Consider the following 17,614-nt stretch of genomic DNA (forward strand, 5'->3'; position numbering starts at 1 on the left):
AGAAAGCGAATAAGTAGTCAAGGCTCTGCCCCCAGAATACTTATAACTACAACAACATCGTCACTACATCTAGATTTTTCATCTGGATATTTAAGCCAAATTTAATTTAGCTCGAGGTGCTGCTAGATTCATGATTTAGCAGGTGTGCTATGGTCAGATGCATGTAATTAACACGGCTATTAATCCCGCCTGATAGTGCAGCTAGCGTGCTGGTGAATTTCAAAAAATCTTCTTGGCTTAGCTCCTTAGTGATATTATTATTTCTATAGCCGTCAGTTAATTTAGATAACGTTTCCATAATAAACGTTGTTGTATCTAACGCATGAAAACAATATTCACTCAGATATCCTAAATCTTTTCTGCTGATTCGTTCTAGTGTTTCATCTGGGCTCTCAACATCCTGTATTATGGCAAGCAACCCGGCGTTATCCATTAAGCAGGCTATTTCATCACGGCGACGGACGCGAAATTTATTTTCTACTTGCATTGCTGTGTACTCCTGTTATCAATAGATTAAGTTTAATGCTTATGGTATCAATTGGATTGTGCAATCCAATAAATAAAGTGGCCATTCGAGATTATTACTATTAAATCCTTTTAAAACTGGCTTTTTCTTTAGCCTATTAATACATCTATGTATTTGTACATTCAGATATAAATTATCAAAGTTGGTGTTTGAAGTCGTTCTCCTTTCATAAAGTTCTTTGGATTTTTAGACTTGTCTGTCTGCAAGCGTTACCGGCTTACTGGTTTTGTTCTGGCCGCCCGCGAGGGCTTAACGGCTTGCCAGCAAGCTCCCTAACTTGCCTCGGGCTTTTATATTCCGCTGCCCTGAGCCGATGCGGTGAAGTTGTTTTACTTCGATGGGTGTATATTATCTAATAGATAATATATTAGCAATAAAAAAGAAAATAAAAGATAATTAAAAATGTTATCTTATTGTATCTAAAATATATTTATTTGTAGCGTGTTTGGAGATTTATGTTATTTAAAGGCAACAAAAAACCGCAACCGAAGTTGTGGCGATAGAAATTGGTGGCTTTTGTCTAAATATTTTTTTGTACAATACTACCTTTAGTAGTTAGACTGGAAAATAATGAATAAAACCACAAATCTAGAAGTTAAACATCCTGAGTTTGCTACCCGTATTAAACACGCAATGAAGATGGCAAATTACTCAATGGCTGAGCTTGCTCGGTGCTCAGGTATTAGTTATGAGATGATTCGCCGTTACACCGAAGGCTACGCAATGCCTAAGGTTGAAGGACTCTCTTTACTCGCAAAATCATTAGGGGTAACGCCCGCATGGTTGCAATTCGGAGAGGAGTTGGATTTAAAAATCCTACCGATCGGTTCTAGTATTGGTGTCTTAGAAGAATATCTTGATTTCAAAAAATACATTGAAATTAAAAGATTTGACGTAAATTTAAGCGCAGGGGCAGGGAACTCTATTTGGATAGCCAGAGAGAGTTCTGATGATCCTATAGTATTCAGACGCCGGTGGTTTAAAAGGCATCGATACAACCCTGACTTATTAAAAGGAATATATGTACGCGGTGACTCAATGGAACCGGAGCTTCACAATGGTGATACTGTAATCATTAATACGAATGATACCGAAATATTAGATGGCGAAATTTATGCAATTGTTTTTAAAAATAAATTATATATTAAAAAATTGCGCCAGTCTGAGGATGGAATATTAATCATTAGTAAAAACCCTGAATATCCGCCAATGAAGGTCACAGAAGATACATTAAATCAATTCATCGTCTTAGGAAAAAAAATTTGGCGCGGTGGCTAGTACCCAATAACTTATTCCTTAATTAACTTCAAAAATCACATGAATCAATAAAAACCACAATTTATTATTATGTAAGCGCCGATTAAATTATATACGTTCAAAGCTTTAGTGCAATTAACTAGACTCTAAAGCTTTGAATGATGCAACATCAGCTAAGAAAGATTAGAGCTGTTTAGATTTTACTTAATCTGAACTATACCTACCGATAACTAATCAATTGCTTGAATTATCTATTAATTAAGCACAGACCACCAAAAAACACGTCCTATAACATTGATGTCTTCCATATTTACTTCTTCGTCGCCATATTCCAATGAATTAAAACTTTGAATTAATACTTTATTGCCTGGTCGTTTTTTTAAAATCTTCACACGAAGTAACCCATCATGATTTATGGCGTAAATTTTGCCATCTTTTATGAATTTATCTCCTTTATTAATTCCAATAGTTGTGCCATCTGGAATAACAGGCTCCATGCTGTCACCATCTGCGGTGACACACACAACATATTCTGGGTTAATGCTATGTTTTTTTAATGTAGAACGCGCAAATCTCAGTCTATATCCGTTGTAATCTTCAATATCATCAGAAAATCCATTGCCCGCTGATAAACATATTTCTTTATAAAACGGAACTTCCACTTCATCTTCCCCTATAGGCGTTGAATTGTCCCAAGGCTCCATAGTGCCTAAATAAACAGCATTGGGTTTGGTTTTTTTCCGATGTTCTTGGCTCATCCAACCTTTTGGCTTGTTCATTGCTTCTTCTAGTTTGGATGCCATTATAGAACCTATATTTTTTGCTTTCCCATTCTGGACAGGTGTGCGGTTAATTATTTGATACAAGTAGCTTGGCTGTTTATATCCAGCCTTTTTTGCTAGCTCTGTTACGCCCCCTGCCTCTTTAACTAATAAATTCAGGTTTTCAAGTCTAATTTCTGATGTAAGTTTCATATTGTTCATCAAATTATCAATTAGATAATAATTTACCTTAAACGAAATAAAAGACACAATTGCCAATAGATAACAAATTAGATAAAATAAAATTATCTAATAGGAAATATATTTTTAAAAAGGTAATTAAATGGATTTGAAATCTTATCTGGAATCCAAGCCTAGAGGAGAAGCTAAGCGATTAGCGGATGCAATTAAAGATCATCCTTCTAATATTTCGTTATGGAAATCAGGAAGAAAACCAGTTCCACCTTATAAATGTTCGTTGATGCAACTAGTGACAAATGGTGCTGTAACAAGAAAAGACCTGAGGCCATTAGATTACAAAAAACACTGGCCAGAACTGGAGGATGAATACGATGACAACTAAAGCAACTCAAATCTATCTGCAAGATGGTCAATCTGAGGTTGATTTTAAATTCAATGATGAATGGTGCCAGCTTAAAGAGCTGATTCGCTCCGGCAGGAAAGAGGAAGCGCATCGGTTATTGGATGTGCTAAATGAAATGTATCGAAACCGCCCGATTGAGGTTGTTGAGGCGTTGGAAGAGGAGATGGGGCTGAGATGAATAACAATAAAAAAAAGCCCACGGGACTGGGCTTTCGGAAAACGGCTGTTTGGCAGTCGTTCAATTCTTTAAATAACTACAGTTAACTACAGGTGTAATTATGACTTCAGTAGCAAATCTTGTCAATGATAACTCTTTAAAAATAGGCGATATTATCGGGGATGTTACATGTGCCTACAATCCACGTCTGAAACGTATATGTAAGGGCGATATTAAGGCCGGGCTGGTTTTAAACCAATTGCACTATTGGTGGCAGTACTGTACCAGTACGGCAAAGGGTTTTTATAAGTCTGTTAAGGAATTGGCTAGTGAGCTGGATTTAAGTGAATATGCGGTACGTAAGTCTATTAAGCTGCTGGAAAGCCTTGGCTATATCCGGCGCAAGATTAAGAAGCTTGAGCATAGAACTTATTATCTGGTTGATGAGGCTGCGATTAAAAAGGCTGCTGAGTGTTTTGATGCTGATAAGGCTGACAAGCCTAGATATCGAGTATTTACTGGTGTGCTTGGTGGCATTTGCCGAGGTGCAAAATATGACATTTCCCGAATGACGACATGTCGCAGTTCGGGAGTGGTGACATGTGACAATTCGGGAGTGGCGACATGTCAACACTCGGGAGTTGCGACATGTGACAGTTCGTATAAAGAAGAGATTTATACAAAGAATTATTCAGAGAATTATTCAGAGATAGAGCGCGCTGGTGATTCTGAGGATTTTGAGTTAGTCCCAGATGGCGAACAGCCAGAATCGAATGATGATAATGCTGATGGTGATGGTGTTGAGTATGCGCCAATAGGGCTGCATAAGAAATGTGGCTGGTGTGAAAACTGGGTAATGCCTGATAAATATCTGGATTACGCGGCAGCTAAAGGGCTTGTTGGGACTGCGCTGGAGATTGAGATTGAGAAGTTTGTGAATTACTGGCTATCTGGCAATGCTAAAGCCCCTACTAAACGCAACTGGGAAGCTACATGGCGCAACTGGGTTTTAACATGGTCAACTAGCAGTGCTGGCAGAATGAGTGCCAATAAACGCCGGAATGAATGGGATTGTACTAATGCGCGCTATGTGGAGGTAAAACCGAATCTGCGGGTGTATGGGGTAGATGTTGGCGGACGCAAGGTGTTTGTTTCTGTTCTCGGAACAACTGGCGAATGGAAAGCGCCGAAATGGGAAGAGGTAGGCAATAGCTCAAGTGCTGATGAGTTGTTTATGGAAACTGTGCGTCTGTGGAATGAGGCTGATTATGGATGCTAGGGAGGTGTCTCAATTGCTGGCAGATAAGGCGTTGAGTGTGTCTGAGCATCTGCTCCCCAATGGCAGGAAAAATGGCAATGAGTGGTGCTGTGGCTCGATTAATGGCGAGGAAGGGCAATCGCTAAAGGTGCATTTATCCGGCAGTAAGGCTGGTGTCTGGAAAGATTTCAGTGATCAGGACAAAGGTGGCGATTTGCTGGATTTGTGGGCAGCCTGTAGGGGATTAAGCTTTGTTGATGCGCTTAAGGATGCGTGTAAGTGGCTGGGGGTTGAGTTTTCTCCCAAGTTCTCAGTTGCCAGTAAAAAATCATTTACGCGCCCATCTGTACGCTTGGGGGCGGTGATTCAGCCAAAAGAGGATGGTTATTTTGACAGGCGGCGCATTAATGGCAGCACGCTTAAAGCCTACAATGTGGCCAATCATGACAGGGAGATTGCTTTCCCGTTAATGGTTGAGGGGGTTATTTATAACATCAAGTACCTAACGCCACGGCGTAAGGGTGGGGAGAAAAACCGCTGGCGACAAGAATCAAACTGTGAACCATGTTTGTTTGGGTGGCAGGTTATCACGCCTAATGACGATAAGGTTGTGATTACTGAGGGTGAAATTGATGCTTTGAGCGTTTTCCAGTCTGGGGTAAAGGCACTGTCTATGCCTAGTGGTGCTAAAAATCTGGAGTGGATTGAATACGACTGGGAGCGCTTGCAGCAGTTTAGGGTGATTTATCTGGCCTTGGATAATGATGACCCGGGACAGTTGGCCACGGTGGAGGTTTTGCAACGGCTTGGTGAACACCGGTGCAAGTTGGTTGATTGGGGCGATTTTAAAGATGCTAATGAGTGTCTGTGTAAGGCTGGTGAAGCTGCTGTACTAGATGCCATAGTCAGTGCCAAGTACAAAAAGCCGGAAGATTTAAAAAACGCCATTGAGTACGCGGACATTTTGTTTCAGGATTTTAATGGATTACTTGAATCTGCCGCAGGTAATACTACGCCATTTGCTGGGATGAAAGATTTTAAGTTTGGCATGGATCAGTTGACGGTATGGACTGGTTACAGTGGGCACGGCAAAAGCCAGCTATTGGGGTATTGCATGTGTGAAATGATACTGAGGCAGAAAGAACGCATTTGTTTGTTTTCTGGGGAGATGAAGCCCTACAAGGTATTAAATCGCATGGTTAGGCAGGTATGTGGAAAGCAGCGCCCTGATATTGCGGATTTAACAGAGGCATTAAATTTGCTATCTGGGGGGATGAATATCAATGGTGAGCGTTGCACGGAAGACAATGGCAATGAATCTGGCGGGCTGTGGATATATGACGTTAATGGTGCCGCCAGTCTGGAAAGGATGCTCAATGTATTTAAATATGCCAAGCAACGATATAACTGCCGTCATTTTGTTATTGATAGCTTGATGATGCTGGGGGTGGCTGAGAGTGATGTGGACAGGCAGAAAAAGATAGCGGAAATGCTGCGGGATTTTAAATCCCAAAACAATATACATATCCATCTTGTTGCACACCCTCGTAAGCCTGATAACGGCGATGAATCCAAGCCTCCCAACAAGCATGATGTGAGGGGGTCGGCGGGGATTACTGATCTTGCTGATAATGTTTTGGTTGTGTGGAGGAATAGTGATGCTACAGGTTACGGGACAGACCCAGATGCCAAGCTTATTTGTCAAAAACAACGCGATTCGGGTTACCAACCGATGGTTAATCTGTTTTTTGACCGTGAAAGCTGCCAATACCATGAGCGTGAAAGGGAAGCCATTAGCATGATTACAGGTGAAAGAGTTCAGCGGGTTTTTAAGTCACAACACGTGCGATGATGATGTCAAGTTTAGGAAAGAGCGAAGAGTTAAAGGGTATATTTGATGATTAGTAAGATTGAAATAGACACTGCTGCGGATGTGCTGGCTGCGTATGAGCGAACTATGGCTGATCGGAAGAGGCAAGGGCATTGTCTGAGTGCTGAATGGCGCTACGGGAAAGAGAAAGTCATCAGGGAATATGCTTTTGATGGTGTGCACTACAAGCCTGAGGTGTTTGCATTGGTAAGAAGTGCGTTGTCGTTATTGGCACAAAACAATCGCGAGGCGTTTAATGTGCTTGGTATTGAGTATGGGCGCAAGAGCCACTACTTTAAGCGCCGTTCAATCACTGCACGGCATCGTGCTATGGTCAATAGGAGCGCATGGGCTGAACAGGTAGAAAGGGCGTTAATGCTGTTTTGGGCGTATATGCAACATTGTGAAAATTTTGATAAATATTTTTTTAATTCACCCTTGCACATGACTTGAATATTTAGTATATTTCTAATCACCAATCTGTTTTTTTCCTTTTTAATGCCGGTGGCAGCTTTGCTGCACCCAAAAGAAAGGCATTGATATTTTTCTCCTTTTAGGTTGATAAACTTTACTACTGCGCCCGCCATCTCCCTGGCGGGTTTTTTTTATTGGGCGTCTGTATATTAACTGTACTAAGTAATAAGCCAGCTTAACTGCTGGCTTTTGTATTTAGCAATCTAATTGTTCTTCATTAATACCTAAAGCAGTGGCAAGTTTGGTGCGAGTTGCTTTAGTGGGCTTTTCTGAAGCTTCCAGCTTTAGATAGGCGGGTTGTGACATGCCAAGCTTTTCAGCGCATTCTGATTGTGTTAATTCCAGATATTCGCGCCATGCTCGAGCTGGTGTGTAATCTTGTTCAATTACCATGCCTACCACTTCGCTGGGAATGGCATTTTCAAGGTTAATAACAGGTTGATTGGTTAGTTGTCTGAAATCTTCATAGGGAACAACAACAAACTGAGGCATGCCGTGTTTGTCGTTGATGATTTGATAGTTAGTATTAATATGTGCGTTCATCACGTTTTTTAACCTCTTCAATTGAAATAATATGGATGATGCCATCAAAGTTAAACAGTACTCGGTAGTTACCGACCCGCAAACGATATCCGTATTGGTGATTGGATAGTTTTTTAACATTTGCGCATTCTGGCATATTGGTTAACTCTTCAATTTTCCGATAGATGAGTTTTCTATCAGGAATTTTCCGCAATTGTTTAAGGGCTTTTGGTTGGTAAGCTATTTTGTTCATGGTGTTGTTATAACTTTTTAATAACTAAATTATAACCAAAATATAACTAATATACAAGTAAGGAATAGATATGGTTGATGGTAACGACGATAACTAATAAGGTATTAAAGCGTTTGAAATATTAATGCAATATCAATTGTTAAGATAGCAAGCCATGAAAAAGAAAATAAAGCAAGTTGATCACGAGTATGTGGCAGAGGGACAAAAGGTGAGGTATGGGTTTTAATGGTTTTGATGGTTTAGAAAAAGCGGTAATGTTAATAGCAATATTATCCCCGTTTGGGTTGTGGAAAGTCATAGAACTTATTATTTGGTGCTATCAGCATATACATATTGGGATTAATTAATATTCAGCGGATTGGTTAGATGCTAGTCCGCTTTTTATTTGGGGTTGTTATATGACTACAAGTGTGGATTTTAAGCAGGTTTTGTTAGAAGCCTTTGAGAAGAATGAAGCAAAAGCTAAAGAGGGTGAGCTTAAAGAAGTTTTTGCTGTGCTGGAGCGATTGGCTAGCGAAATAGAGGCGGCTGTTAATGGGTTGTTAAAAGCATGGATACCGATGGGGGAGCTGGGGGGTGGATTGCCTAATCTTCCGTATTTTAAAGGTTACCGGGTTGAGTTAAAAAGTACGAGAACAGGGGAGCAGCGAACTCTAATGCGGTGTGATACACATGTTGGAGGCTATCCTTTTGATGTTATATATAAGAGTAGTGTTAATCCCAGTGCTAACAAAGTAAAAAAAGTAAATAATAAAGAGGAATTCGAATGCGCTTTAGCTGAAATGCTTGAATCCTCAGCCATAGTAGAACGTATATCTTCTCTAATGAATGAGCAACGAACGGTTAATGGTGACTAATATGATTGATGGTAACGACTACAACTAACCCTGTATTGAATTAAGACAAGCCCACTGCATATGCGCGTGGGCTTTTTTATTGGAGTTGGGATATGAGTAACCCTATAGATTTTGCACAGGCGTATTACAAAGGCCTTTTACTGACACGAAGCTATGAAGATACCAACGCTTAAAAGTAGCCTACCTGAGTTTAACAGTTCATCTGCCACGGTGCTCAGGGATAAACCGGGGGCTACAAAACGCATACGAGGCTATCAATGGCAGGAGATAAAGAAGCGGGTGCTGGCACGGGATAGTTTTAGATGCCGATCCTGCGGTTGCATTGGTGGCAGCTTACAGGTTGACCATATCATTCCATTGGAGTTAGGTGGCAGTAATGATGATAGTAATTTGCAAGTGCTATGCGCGGATTGTCATAAGCATAAAACCACCAAAGAACTGCGGCAGCGATACAAGCGTGGATGGTAAATATATTTAGTGATGGATGTAGCCGGTTAGATTATTACGCATGCAGATAGTCACGATATGTTATCGCTTTGGTTTATATTCTCACATGAAATAGTAACATTGAGTTATTATTTATTATTTTTGGACTGCTTAAAAAATAGGCAGGGGTAGTAGTAAAGTTGGGTTACTATCGCCGCCGACACCGCGCGCTCCCTCATTTATAAAAAAAATGGCCTGAAAACACCTGTTAATTAACAAAATCTGCTCAAAAAATAGGCAATTTGCTATGTCACTTAATGATAAACAGGAATTATTCGCATTGAATGTGGCCGCAGGGATAAATCAGACGGAAGCCTGTGTTAATGCGGGTTACAGCAGGAATGGAGCAGCCGCTGCCGCATGTCGTTTAATGAAAAATCAGGCCGTTTTAGCGCGCATTGAGGGGCTGAAAAAGCAGCAAAACAGACTTAACAAAAATATTAACAAAATTGTTAACAATGATGTTAACACGGATGTTAATCCTGTTAATCCTGTTAATCCTGTTCAGTCTGTATCACCGCCCAGTGATGACCCTTTGCAGTTCTTGGTGATGGTAATGAATGATGATAGCTGGCCGCACAAGCTGCGGATTGATGCTGCTAAAACCCTGATGCCTTATAAGCATGGGCGCATTGGCGAGACCGGCAAGAAAGAGGCCGCCAGAGATGTGGCCATTGAAAAATCACGCGCTGGCGGGTTGTCTGCGCGGCTAGAGCAGAAAGGTTTGAAAAAGGTGAAGTAAATGGCTGATTGGGTGACAGCCTGCCCTGACTGGGAAGAGCGGATTGTTAACCGGCAGTCATTGGTGCCCAGTGAGCCGCTATTTCCTATCGTGGCAGAGATTGCGATTGAGGTATTTGGTGATCTGATAGTGCCCGACATGACCGGATTGCCAAGAATGCGTGATGTAATGCCGCAGTGGGTATTTGATTTTGTTGGTGCGATTTTTGGCGCGCTTGATCCAGATACGCAGCGCAGACTAATCAAAAAGTTCTTTCTGCTGATTAGCAAGAAAAACGCTAAATCAACCATTGCTGCCGGAATTATGATAACCGCCCTTGAACTGAATGAGCGTAATTTAGCTGAGGCTATCATTCTGGCACCAACGAAAGAAGTGGCTGATAATTCGTTTAAACCAGCGGCGGGTATGATTGAGTTTGACCCGGAAATGCAGGACAAATACAGCATTTCCAAGCATACAAGGACGATAACGCATTTAGCTACCAAATCAACCCTGAAAGTTGTGGCCGCGGACGATAAAACAGCAGGCGGCCTGAAAGCCGCTTTTGTTTTGATTGATGAACATCATTTATTTGGCGCGATGGCGAATGCGGAATCCATAATTAAAGAAGCCACCGGCGGCCTGATGTCTAAAGTGGATGGCTTTTTAATTATTTTGTCCACGCAATCCCGAGAGCCGCCCGCTGGTGTGTTTAAAACGGAACTGGAGTATGCGCGTTCGGTAAGGGATGGCAAGACGGCACAGGGTAAAGAACTTATTGATAAGACTTATTTGCCGGTTTTATATGAGTTTCCGGCTGCGCTTATTAAGTCGGGGGCGTATAAGAAGCCTGAAAACTTCTATATAACCAATCCAAGCCTTGGCTACTCAGTGGACGAGGCTTTTTTGATTAGTGAGTATCGACAGGCCGAACTGAAAGGCGAAGAAACGCTTATTGAGTTTGAGGCCAAGCACTTAAACAAGGAAGTCGGGTTAAATTTACGCTCAGACCGCTGGAGTGGTGCAGATTACTGGCTGGCGCAGACGGATGATACGCTGACGCTAGATACGCTGCTAGAACGCAGCGAGGTGGTGGTAATAGGGCTTGACGGCGGTGGTAATGATGACCTGTTTGGGCTGGCTGTGGTTGGGCGGGAAAAAGACACGCAGCGCTGGCTTTCATGGTGTTATGCATGGGCAAACCCGCCGGTGCTGAATAATCGCAAGGATATCCTGCCCCAGCTGGATAGTTTTGTGAAAGACGGTGACATGACCTTTTGCCAAAATGTAGGCGATGACCTGAAAGAAGTGGCTGAGATATGTTTGAAAGTCGGCGAAACGGGTTTGTTGCACTCGATAGCAGTTGACCGCTATGGCATGGAACCGGTTTTGCAAACCATCCATAATAAATTTGTTGCCAGTGGCTACGCTTCCCCTGCTGATGGCCTGTTTAAAGCGATATCGCAAGGCTTCAAGATGACAGGCACGATTAAAGCCACGGAGCGCGCTTTGGCCAGCAGAAATATGTGGCACGCTAATCAGCCACTGATGAACTGGAATGTTGGTAACGCCCGCGTTATCCAGTCGGGCAACGGTATTCAGGTAACCAAACAGTACGCAGGTTTTGCCAAGATTGACAGCCTGATGGCACTGTTTGATGCCGTGGCCGTGATGGCGACCAATCCGACCTCACGATCTAACGGCGGCCTTGATTCTTTTCTGGACAATTACATAATAGGTTAAACAATGGCTGATTTACAGGATACTGGCTTTTTCCGCCGCATTCTGAATGCTTTCAGGCCACAGTTAAAGCTAGGCAAAGGCGAGAGTTTTGCGGCAATTGACAGCGCATCGTCGGTTAGTGGTGTCATGGTGACGCCAGAGAAAGCGTTAAAGCTTTCGGCGGTGTGGGCATGTATTAATTTACGCTCCGGACTGGTGTCCACCCTGCCTTTTGCCTTGCGAACTGCGGATAAAAAGATTGCTACCGAGCATCCTTTGTATGACATCTTTCGCTATGCGCCCAATGCCGACATGAATCCATGCGAATTCTGGCAGGCATTGATGACTTCAATAGACATATATGGCAATGCATTTGCTGAAATCAAACGCAAAGGCGAGCGGATTATATCGCTGGAAGTGCTTGATGCGGCCAGAATGAACATCACCCGCCTGCAAACGGGCGCGGTAGTGTATGAATACAATGAAAAAGACGGAACGCGAAAACTACCCGGCCGGGATGTCTTTCATCTGAAAGATTTCACCATGGACGGAATAACCGGGCTTTCGCCGCTGTCCCATGGCGCGGAAATCATGGGCTTGCAAATGGAAGCCAATGATACTACGGCACACGATTACAAGAATCGCTTCAAAGGGCGCGACGTACTTGTATACAGAGGTACAGGGCAAGGCGGGGCGCCGATATTGAATGAAGAGCAGCGTAAGAAAACCCGCAAATGGCTGCAAGAGTTTTCAGAGGCAAGTGCCGCAGGGAAAACACCAATACTTGAGGGTGGTTTTGACCTTGTAAACCGGTCGCCGTCATTAAGCCCGATTGATGCACAACTGCTTGAATCACGCCTGTTTGGCATTGAGGAAATCTGCCGCTGTTTTTCGGTACCACCGCAATTAATTGGCCATACCAGTAAATCGTCTAGCTGGGCATCCAGTTACGAAAATACGGTGCTTAGTTTTCAGGCGTTTGTAATGGTGCCGAAGCTGGCACGGATTGAGCAGACGATTACGCGCAAACTGTTAAGCCCGGCGGAGCGCAAGATTTATACGCCCAAATTTAATACCGAGGGGTTATTGCGCGCTTCACCCGCCAATCGCGCCAGCTTTTATACCTCAATGGTGCAAAACGGAATATACACACGCAATCATGTGCGCGACCTTGAAGACTTGCCGGCAGTGGAGGGCGGGGACGAATTAACCGTGCAGTTAAATATGGGTACGTTGAATCATGCAGCAAATGAAACATTAAAGAGGCACGAATGATGCAGACAAAACGTCTTGATATGCCGCTTGAAATTAAATCCGTCAAAGAAGACGGTTTTTTTTCGGGTTACGGTTCTATAAATGGCAATGTAGATTCTTATGGTGATGTGGTAGTGCCGGGAGCGTTCGCAAAGTCGCTGGCGGAGTGGGAAGCCCGCGGCCGCATGCCACCAGTGTTATTCAATCATGACTGGAATGCGCCTATTGGCTGCTATACCAAACTGGTTGAAGATGAACGAGGGCTGTATGTCGAGGGTAAATTGTTGATCAACCAGATAGAAAAAGCGCGGGAAATGCATGCATTATTGCAGGCCAAGGCGATTGATGGCCTGTCTATTGGTTATAGCATCGAGCGGCAGGAATACGACCGGCAAACAGATACCAACAAATTGATCGAAGTAAAACTATATGAAATATCCGTCGTCATTTTTCCAGCCAATCCAGAAGCTAGGGTGGACTATGTCAAGCATGATTATGGCTTACCCTCATCTGAACAGTTCAAAGCGCTGTTAATACAAAACGGATTTAATGCAAAGCAGGCCGCTGTCATTCACGACAGCGGTTTTTTTTCGTTGTCACAAAAGGCAACACCAACCAACCACGTGTCTGAAATAGACGAAGTTATACGAATTTTAGGAGCTAACTAGATGGCTGATGCAGATGAAATCAAAGCAGGTGAACTGGCTAAAGTGCTGAAAGAAAAGCAGGAGGCGGTTAATAAGGCCGTTGACGAAGTTAAGGGACTTGGCGAGGAGCTTAAAGGCAAGCTTGCAAAAGGTGACAAAGTTACCGAAGAACTTAAAAACGACGTTGACAAGCTGCTGACTGAAGTTAACGGCCTCAAGTCGCAAGTGCAGGATATGGAACAGGCGCAGGCTCGCAATCCAGTCACCCCGCAGGGCAAGCAGACTTTGGGGAGTATGGTGGTTAAGTCTGAACAGTTTAAAAACGGCGCCAACATATCACGACACGAGCATCTGCGCATTCCTATTAATACTAAAGAATTGGGCGGTTCAGACAACACAGGTTACAGCGCCGGTGCATTAGTACAGCCGCACGTTGTTGGTACTGTCACCTTGCCGGAGCAGCGATTAATGGTGCGTGATTTGCTTACGCCGGGCAATACCGATAGCGACATGATAATCGTACCCAGAGAAGACTTTTTTGAAAATAAAGCTGATGTAGTACCTGAGGGGCAGACAAAGCCTGAATCACATTTAAACTATGTGCAGGAAACGGTGCCGGTTGTAACTATTGCCCACTGGCTTAAAGCAACCAGACAGATATTAAGTGATGCGTCCGGCTTGCAATCTATGATTGATGGCCGCCTGCGGTACGGCCTGAAACTCAAGGAAGAGCAGCAGCTATTAAATGGCGCAGGTGGTGGCACGCAATTAACAGGCCTGATACCTAACGCTACAAAGTTTCAAAATGAAAGCAACGTCAAGGACTTTACCATTATTGACCAGTTACGTCTGGCCATGCTGCAGGTGGTGTTGTCTGGCTACAGTGCTACCGGCCATGTACTTAATCCGGTGCAATGGGCAGAAATTGAAATGGCCAAGGATGACATTGGCCGCTATGTCATTGGTAATCCGCAGGGGCAGGCAATTCCGACATTATGGGGGCAGCCAGTTGTGGCCACGCCGTCTATGAAACAAGGCGAGTTTCTGACTGGTGCTTTCAAAATGGGGGCACAAATCTTTGACCGCTGGGATATGGGTATTAATATCGCCTTTAATAACGAGGATGATTTTATTCGCAATATGGTAACCATATTGTGCGAGGAGCGGCTGGCACTGGCTATTTACCGGAAAGATGCATTTGTAACGGGTAAATTGCAGGGTGTTCAGGGTACACAGCCTACGCCACCTACGCCGCCGAATTCCTAAACAAACCAAAACCGTTTATTCCGCCCCTGACGGGGCGGCTGAGGGCGATTATGATTAGTATTGAAGATATTCGTAATAATTGCCGGATTGATGACGATAGCGAAGATGATTTGCTTAGAATTTATCTAGCAGCGGCACAGGAAACAGTAAAACAGTTCACCGGACGCAACTGGTACGAAAATGAAGTACCGGATACAGACCCAACCGGCCTGTTGTATAACTCCGCAGTCGACATGGCAATGTTGCTGCTAACCGCCAACTGGTATAAAAACCGTGAGGCAGTTTCTGCAATGAATTCAGCATGGCTGCCTTTTGGTGTTGGGTTTTTATTGCAGCCGTACCGGATTATGTGGGGGGATGCATGAGTATCGCGGCAGGTAAACTGGATAAACGGGTATTGCTTCAACGCCCGCAAATCAGCAAGGGCAGTCTGGGGGATATTGAAAAAAACTGGGTTGATGTCGGCAAAGTATGGGCAAACATGTCCTATCTGTCTGGCCGTGAATTTGTTAAAAACGGGCTGGATTCGGCAAGTTGTACCGTGTCGATACAGGTGCGCACAAGCAAACTGACAGCCAACATTACCCCTGAATACCGGATTATGTACAAAGGCAGTATTTTCAATATTCAGGCAGTATTACCGGATTCGATTCACCCCGAAGTAATTAATTTACCCTGTATCACGGGCATGAACGAGGGTTAAAAATGGCATTCAACTTTAAGGTTAACGGACTGGAGCGGTTGCAGAAAAGGCTAAGGCGACTTAGTAAGAGCGTTCAGGAAGACATCGCCAAAAAAGCCACCGGCAAAGGTGCGGCCATCATCCGGGACGAGGCAAAAAACAATGCCTACAAGGCACCAAAACCTTACCGGGTTTACAACAGTGACGGCAAGGGCGGCAAAACCTGTACAGTAGTGCAGCCCGGCCATGTCGGGCGCAGCATCATCATGAAGCGCATCCCTGCCTCGGAACGGCACGGGCTGACTTCCAAGCATATTGTTACCGTATCCAATTCCAAGGAAATTCCCAAAGGAGCAAAACAGATTGCCACCTTTGTGGAATACGGTATTAACATGCCGCAGCCACACCCGTTTATGCGTACAGCCTATGACAATAAACGCGGGGAGGCTAAAAAGGAAGCAACCAAAATATTGCTGGAAGAGGTGCATAAAGAATGGAAGAAATAGCTATTTTTTACAGCATCATAAAGGACTTGTGCGGTGGGCGTGTTTATCCAGACCTGATACCGGTGCAGAACAGCGCCACAGACCCGGCCATGTGGCCAGCCATGCGCTATGTGCTTGTTTCCGGGCAAGTGGAGGCGACAAACTGTTACCAGAGTTTCAACCCGCGGGTGCAGGTGGATATTTATGCCAGCACGGCGCCGGAGCGCGCGCAATGTGTGCAGCAGGTGATGGATACCATACAGGCTAGCAACGAAGTTGAGTGCCTGCTTAAAACAGCGCCATTCTTTTCTTACGATATTGACAGAAAGAAATATCAGGCAACCTTTGATTATCTGATTGTTTAACTGACAATTGTTTTTTATACAGGCCACGGTTACCCGTGGCTTTTTTATGGAGTTTTGTTATGGCAAAAGCACAAGGGCAACCGGCTATTAAGAAAAGTGCGAAGCGCGGGATGAGTTTTAATAGCCGCACTTACTTTTACGACCTGCCGGAGACGCCGACAAAAGTTATTAGTGAATTAACAAACACTAAACCAGCCATCGCCACATCTGTGGGTCATGGCTTAAAAACGGGTGATGCGGTTTGGGTTGAGAGCGTCGAAAACGAAGCCATTAATGGCTATTATCTTGTTAGCGTGAGTAACGAAGACTCATTTGCGCTGATGACACTGGACGGGGAAGATATCGGCACAGTGACCGATGCTAAATTTACCACCGTGAAACGATACAGCTTCTGTGATGCCACCAGCGTCAAAATAGCGGCGATCAAGACTAAAACAATCGATGCAACTACCATCTGCGATGAGGGCGCTGTTACAGAGCTGGAAAAAGAGCCGGGCACCATTAGCCTGTCCGGCCTGTGGGTGCCAGACAAAGAAGTTCAGGATTTTCTGGAAGAGATGGCCGAGGAGCTGGAGACCATATTTTTTTCCTTAAAACCCAAAGGCAGCAAGTATATGCGCGGTTATCAGGTAAAAATCACCAGCTTGGACTGGGATGGCAAAAGTGGTGACAAGTGGCAGTTTTCAATCGAACTGCAAATTAATGGCCGCAGCCGTAAATTAGATATGACAACAGGAGCAAAATAAGATGACCAACACCGCAGACACAAAAAAAGCCTTTATCAATGCCGCCCGCCAGTATATGCGCAAGGCAGTAATCAGTGCCGTACCGGATATTGCTCCGTACGATGGCCATCTGCATGTCAAGATGTTGAATGTGCGCGAAATGACCGATTTTTTTCAGCGGTGCAGCGAATTTGAAAGCAGCTACGATGATGGTTTAAACGGCGTGCGCGAAAAAGCGCTGATGATTGTCGACCAGGATGGCAATCCCATGTTTTACCCGGATAGCCGCGAAGATTTGGAGTTTCTGGCTGACCTGCCCAGCAAAGTACTGGCGGCCGTACAAGATCATTTCTTCCTGATCAACGGAGATGCAGGGTTAAAAAAGCAGTTACAAGACGCGAAAAATTCATAATTGAGCTGTCTTTTCTGTTGCATATCCCGGCCAGAGAAATTGACGGCTGGCCGGTAAGCGAATTTAACCGCTATCTGAATTATTACAACCGCTTCGGCTTCCCACAATGGCGTATTGAGCAGTATCTGGCCTATAACACCCTAGTCACAGCACGGGCGGCCGGCAATGATGAAATTCAATTGCAAGACCTGTTATTACCTGATCTGGCGGATGATGAAACCGACAGTCAGGATGTTGCGGATTCAGGTGGTGACGATGATGCAGATGAAGTTGACGCGTTTCTGGATTCATTCGACTAACACAGCGGCCA

Annotated in this window: 24 protein-coding genes; 20 read left to right on the forward strand and 4 right to left on the reverse strand. The window is 44.0% G+C overall.

The window, feature by feature from the left end; translation table 11 throughout:
* Nucleotides 1-106: 106 nt before the first annotated feature.
* A complete protein-coding gene (locus tag MJ764_RS00485) occupies nucleotides 107-487 on the reverse strand; it encodes a hypothetical protein (RefSeq protein WP_239323615.1) in 381 nt (126 codons plus the stop codon).
* Nucleotides 488-1,096: 609 nt separating this feature from the next.
* On the opposite strand from MJ764_RS00485, the gene MJ764_RS00490 reads away from it, so the two are divergent.
* The gene (locus MJ764_RS00490; RefSeq protein ID WP_239323617.1) at nucleotides 1,097-1,804 is read left to right on the forward strand and encodes a LexA family transcriptional regulator; all 708 of its coding nucleotides are present in this window, start codon (nucleotides 1,097-1,099) and stop codon (nucleotides 1,802-1,804) included.
* Nucleotides 1,805-2,037: 233 nt separating this feature from the next.
* Here the strand turns inward: MJ764_RS00490 and MJ764_RS00495 are convergent, their stop codons facing one another.
* The gene (locus tag MJ764_RS00495) at nucleotides 2,038-2,766 is read right to left on the reverse strand and encodes a S24 family peptidase (RefSeq protein ID WP_239323619.1); all 729 of its coding nucleotides are present in this window, start codon (nucleotides 2,764-2,766) and stop codon (nucleotides 2,038-2,040) included.
* 121 nt (nucleotides 2,767-2,887) lie between these two features.
* Here MJ764_RS00495 and MJ764_RS00500 point away from each other — a divergent pair, with 121 nt between their 5' ends.
* The 5 genes from MJ764_RS00500 to MJ764_RS00520 all read left to right on the forward strand — a co-directional run bounded on the left by MJ764_RS00500 (nucleotide 2,888) and on the right by MJ764_RS00520 (nucleotide 6,886).
* Entirely contained in the window at nucleotides 2,888-3,127 is a 240-nt protein-coding gene (locus MJ764_RS00500) for a transcriptional regulator (RefSeq protein WP_174828647.1), read from the forward strand.
* Complete coding sequence (locus MJ764_RS00505) at nucleotides 3,117-3,326, forward strand: hypothetical protein (RefSeq protein WP_239323621.1); 210 nt, start codon at nucleotides 3,117-3,119, stop codon at nucleotides 3,324-3,326. The genes MJ764_RS00500 and MJ764_RS00505 overlap by 11 nt, the downstream gene beginning before the upstream one ends.
* Nucleotides 3,327-3,426: 100 nt before the next feature.
* Nucleotides 3,427-4,584, forward strand: coding sequence for a winged helix-turn-helix domain-containing protein (locus MJ764_RS00510; RefSeq protein WP_239323623.1), 1,158 nt, complete (start codon nucleotides 3,427-3,429; stop codon nucleotides 4,582-4,584).
* The gene (locus tag MJ764_RS00515; RefSeq protein WP_239323625.1) at nucleotides 4,574-6,415 is read left to right on the forward strand and encodes a DnaB-like helicase C-terminal domain-containing protein; all 1,842 of its coding nucleotides are present in this window, start codon (nucleotides 4,574-4,576) and stop codon (nucleotides 6,413-6,415) included. Before MJ764_RS00510 ends, MJ764_RS00515 begins: the two co-directional genes overlap by 11 nt.
* A gap of 45 nt (nucleotides 6,416-6,460) precedes the next feature.
* Complete coding sequence (locus MJ764_RS00520; protein WP_239323627.1) at nucleotides 6,461-6,886, forward strand: hypothetical protein; 426 nt, start codon at nucleotides 6,461-6,463, stop codon at nucleotides 6,884-6,886.
* A gap of 216 nt (nucleotides 6,887-7,102) precedes the next feature.
* Here the strand turns inward: MJ764_RS00520 and MJ764_RS00525 are convergent, their stop codons facing one another.
* Together MJ764_RS00525 and MJ764_RS00530 are read right to left on the reverse strand one after the other, a co-directional pair.
* Nucleotides 7,103-7,450 carry a helix-turn-helix domain-containing protein gene (locus MJ764_RS00525; protein WP_239323629.1) on the reverse strand — a complete coding sequence of 116 codons (348 nt, stop codon included), beginning with the start codon at nucleotides 7,448-7,450 and terminating at the stop codon, nucleotides 7,103-7,105.
* Nucleotides 7,434-7,682: a type II toxin-antitoxin system RelE family toxin gene (locus MJ764_RS00530; RefSeq protein ID WP_093093684.1), complete on the reverse strand. Its 249-nt coding sequence runs from the start codon at nucleotides 7,680-7,682 to the stop codon at nucleotides 7,434-7,436. The genes MJ764_RS00525 and MJ764_RS00530 overlap by 17 nt, the downstream gene beginning before the upstream one ends.
* 398 nt (nucleotides 7,683-8,080) lie before the next feature.
* Between MJ764_RS00530 and MJ764_RS00535 the strand changes: the two genes are divergently transcribed.
* The 14 genes from MJ764_RS00535 (at nucleotide 8,081) to MJ764_RS00595 (ending at nucleotide 17,603) form a co-directional block, all read left to right on the forward strand.
* Nucleotides 8,081-8,539, forward strand: a complete 459-nt coding sequence (locus MJ764_RS00535) for a hypothetical protein (RefSeq protein ID WP_239323631.1) — start codon at nucleotides 8,081-8,083, stop codon at nucleotides 8,537-8,539.
* 153 nt (nucleotides 8,540-8,692) lie between these two features.
* Nucleotides 8,693-9,007: an HNH endonuclease gene (locus MJ764_RS11535; RefSeq protein WP_100089649.1), complete on the forward strand. Its 315-nt coding sequence runs from the start codon at nucleotides 8,693-8,695 to the stop codon at nucleotides 9,005-9,007.
* A gap of 265 nt (nucleotides 9,008-9,272) precedes the next feature.
* Complete coding sequence (locus MJ764_RS00540) at nucleotides 9,273-9,767, forward strand: terminase small subunit (RefSeq protein WP_239323633.1); 495 nt, start codon at nucleotides 9,273-9,275, stop codon at nucleotides 9,765-9,767.
* Nucleotides 9,768-11,489 carry a terminase large subunit gene (locus MJ764_RS00545; protein ID WP_239323635.1) on the forward strand — a complete coding sequence of 574 codons (1,722 nt, stop codon included), beginning with the start codon at nucleotides 9,768-9,770 and terminating at the stop codon, nucleotides 11,487-11,489.
* A 3-nt stretch (nucleotides 11,490-11,492) separates the two neighbouring features.
* A complete protein-coding gene (locus MJ764_RS00550) occupies nucleotides 11,493-12,743 on the forward strand; it encodes a phage portal protein (protein ID WP_239323637.1) in 1,251 nt (416 codons plus the stop codon).
* Nucleotides 12,743-13,390, forward strand: coding sequence for an HK97 family phage prohead protease (locus MJ764_RS00555; protein WP_239323639.1), 648 nt, complete (start codon nucleotides 12,743-12,745; stop codon nucleotides 13,388-13,390). Before MJ764_RS00550 ends, MJ764_RS00555 begins: the two co-directional genes overlap by 1 nt.
* Nucleotides 13,391-14,635: a phage major capsid protein gene (locus tag MJ764_RS00560; protein ID WP_239323641.1), complete on the forward strand. Its 1,245-nt coding sequence runs from the start codon at nucleotides 13,391-13,393 to the stop codon at nucleotides 14,633-14,635.
* Between the two features lie 50 nt (nucleotides 14,636-14,685).
* Nucleotides 14,686-15,000, forward strand: a complete 315-nt coding sequence (locus MJ764_RS00565; protein WP_239323643.1) for a head-tail connector protein — start codon at nucleotides 14,686-14,688, stop codon at nucleotides 14,998-15,000.
* Nucleotides 14,997-15,338 (forward strand): phage head closure protein, encoded by a 342-nt coding sequence (locus tag MJ764_RS00570; protein ID WP_239323645.1) that lies wholly within the window; start codon nucleotides 14,997-14,999, stop codon nucleotides 15,336-15,338. Before MJ764_RS00565 ends, MJ764_RS00570 begins: the two co-directional genes overlap by 4 nt.
* A gap of 2 nt (nucleotides 15,339-15,340) precedes the next feature.
* Nucleotides 15,341-15,823, forward strand: a complete 483-nt coding sequence (locus tag MJ764_RS00575; protein WP_239323647.1) for an HK97-gp10 family putative phage morphogenesis protein — start codon at nucleotides 15,341-15,343, stop codon at nucleotides 15,821-15,823.
* A complete protein-coding gene (locus tag MJ764_RS00580; RefSeq protein ID WP_239323649.1) occupies nucleotides 15,811-16,167 on the forward strand; it encodes a hypothetical protein in 357 nt (118 codons plus the stop codon). Before MJ764_RS00575 ends, MJ764_RS00580 begins: the two co-directional genes overlap by 13 nt.
* A gap of 59 nt (nucleotides 16,168-16,226) precedes the next feature.
* Nucleotides 16,227-16,913 carry a phage tail tube protein gene (locus MJ764_RS00585; protein ID WP_239323651.1) on the forward strand — a complete coding sequence of 229 codons (687 nt, stop codon included), beginning with the start codon at nucleotides 16,227-16,229 and terminating at the stop codon, nucleotides 16,911-16,913.
* 1 nt (nucleotide 16,914) lies between these two features.
* Nucleotides 16,915-17,304: a hypothetical protein gene (locus tag MJ764_RS00590; protein WP_239323653.1), complete on the forward strand. Its 390-nt coding sequence runs from the start codon at nucleotides 16,915-16,917 to the stop codon at nucleotides 17,302-17,304.
* A gap of 17 nt (nucleotides 17,305-17,321) precedes the next feature.
* Nucleotides 17,322-17,603, forward strand: coding sequence for a hypothetical protein (locus MJ764_RS00595; RefSeq protein ID WP_239323655.1), 282 nt, complete (start codon nucleotides 17,322-17,324; stop codon nucleotides 17,601-17,603).
* Nucleotides 17,604-17,614: the final 11 nt, after the last annotated feature.

Source organism: Snodgrassella gandavensis, assembly GCF_914768025.1.
GTDB lineage: Bacteria > Pseudomonadota > Gammaproteobacteria > Burkholderiales > Neisseriaceae > Snodgrassella > Snodgrassella gandavensis.

Excerpts from the sequence above, each read along its gene's own strand:
- MJ764_RS00555 (WP_239323639.1), top strand. The coding sequence starts at position 12,743 with ATGCAGACAAAACGTCTTGATATGCCGCTTGAAATTAAATCCGTCAAA.
- MJ764_RS00505 (WP_239323621.1), top strand. The coding sequence starts at position 3,117 with ATGACAACTAAAGCAACTCAAATCTATCTGCAAGATGGTCAATCTGAG.
- MJ764_RS00490 (WP_239323617.1), top strand. The coding sequence starts at position 1,097 with ATGAATAAAACCACAAATCTAGAAGTTAAACATCCTGAGTTTGCTACC.
- MJ764_RS00540 (WP_239323633.1), top strand. The coding sequence starts at position 9,273 with ATGTCACTTAATGATAAACAGGAATTATTCGCATTGAATGTGGCCGCA.
- MJ764_RS00500 (WP_174828647.1), top strand. The coding sequence starts at position 2,888 with ATGGATTTGAAATCTTATCTGGAATCCAAGCCTAGAGGAGAAGCTAAG.
- MJ764_RS00590 (WP_239323653.1), top strand. The coding sequence starts at position 16,915 with ATGACCAACACCGCAGACACAAAAAAAGCCTTTATCAATGCCGCCCGC.
- MJ764_RS00515 (WP_239323625.1), top strand. The coding sequence starts at position 4,574 with ATGGATGCTAGGGAGGTGTCTCAATTGCTGGCAGATAAGGCGTTGAGT.
- MJ764_RS00485 (WP_239323615.1), bottom strand. The coding sequence starts at position 487 with ATGCAAGTAGAAAATAAATTTCGCGTCCGTCGCCGTGATGAAATAGCC.
- MJ764_RS00525 (WP_239323629.1), bottom strand. The coding sequence starts at position 7,450 with ATGAACGCACATATTAATACTAACTATCAAATCATCAACGACAAACAC.
- MJ764_RS00565 (WP_239323643.1), top strand. The coding sequence starts at position 14,686 with ATGATTAGTATTGAAGATATTCGTAATAATTGCCGGATTGATGACGAT.
- MJ764_RS00545 (WP_239323635.1), top strand. The coding sequence starts at position 9,768 with ATGGCTGATTGGGTGACAGCCTGCCCTGACTGGGAAGAGCGGATTGTT.
- MJ764_RS00550 (WP_239323637.1), top strand. The coding sequence starts at position 11,493 with ATGGCTGATTTACAGGATACTGGCTTTTTCCGCCGCATTCTGAATGCT.
- MJ764_RS00560 (WP_239323641.1), top strand. The coding sequence starts at position 13,391 with ATGGCTGATGCAGATGAAATCAAAGCAGGTGAACTGGCTAAAGTGCTG.
- MJ764_RS00570 (WP_239323645.1), top strand. The coding sequence starts at position 14,997 with ATGAGTATCGCGGCAGGTAAACTGGATAAACGGGTATTGCTTCAACGC.
- MJ764_RS00495 (WP_239323619.1), bottom strand. The coding sequence starts at position 2,766 with ATGAACAATATGAAACTTACATCAGAAATTAGACTTGAAAACCTGAAT.
- MJ764_RS00520 (WP_239323627.1), top strand. The coding sequence starts at position 6,461 with ATGATTAGTAAGATTGAAATAGACACTGCTGCGGATGTGCTGGCTGCG.
- MJ764_RS00530 (WP_093093684.1), bottom strand. The coding sequence starts at position 7,682 with ATGAACAAAATAGCTTACCAACCAAAAGCCCTTAAACAATTGCGGAAA.
- MJ764_RS00585 (WP_239323651.1), top strand. The coding sequence starts at position 16,227 with ATGGCAAAAGCACAAGGGCAACCGGCTATTAAGAAAAGTGCGAAGCGC.
- MJ764_RS11535 (WP_100089649.1), top strand. The coding sequence starts at position 8,693 with ATGAAGATACCAACGCTTAAAAGTAGCCTACCTGAGTTTAACAGTTCA.
- MJ764_RS00510 (WP_239323623.1), top strand. The coding sequence starts at position 3,427 with ATGACTTCAGTAGCAAATCTTGTCAATGATAACTCTTTAAAAATAGGC.
- MJ764_RS00535 (WP_239323631.1), top strand. The coding sequence starts at position 8,081 with ATGACTACAAGTGTGGATTTTAAGCAGGTTTTGTTAGAAGCCTTTGAG.
- MJ764_RS00580 (WP_239323649.1), top strand. The coding sequence starts at position 15,811 with ATGGAAGAAATAGCTATTTTTTACAGCATCATAAAGGACTTGTGCGGT.
- MJ764_RS00575 (WP_239323647.1), top strand. The coding sequence starts at position 15,341 with ATGGCATTCAACTTTAAGGTTAACGGACTGGAGCGGTTGCAGAAAAGG.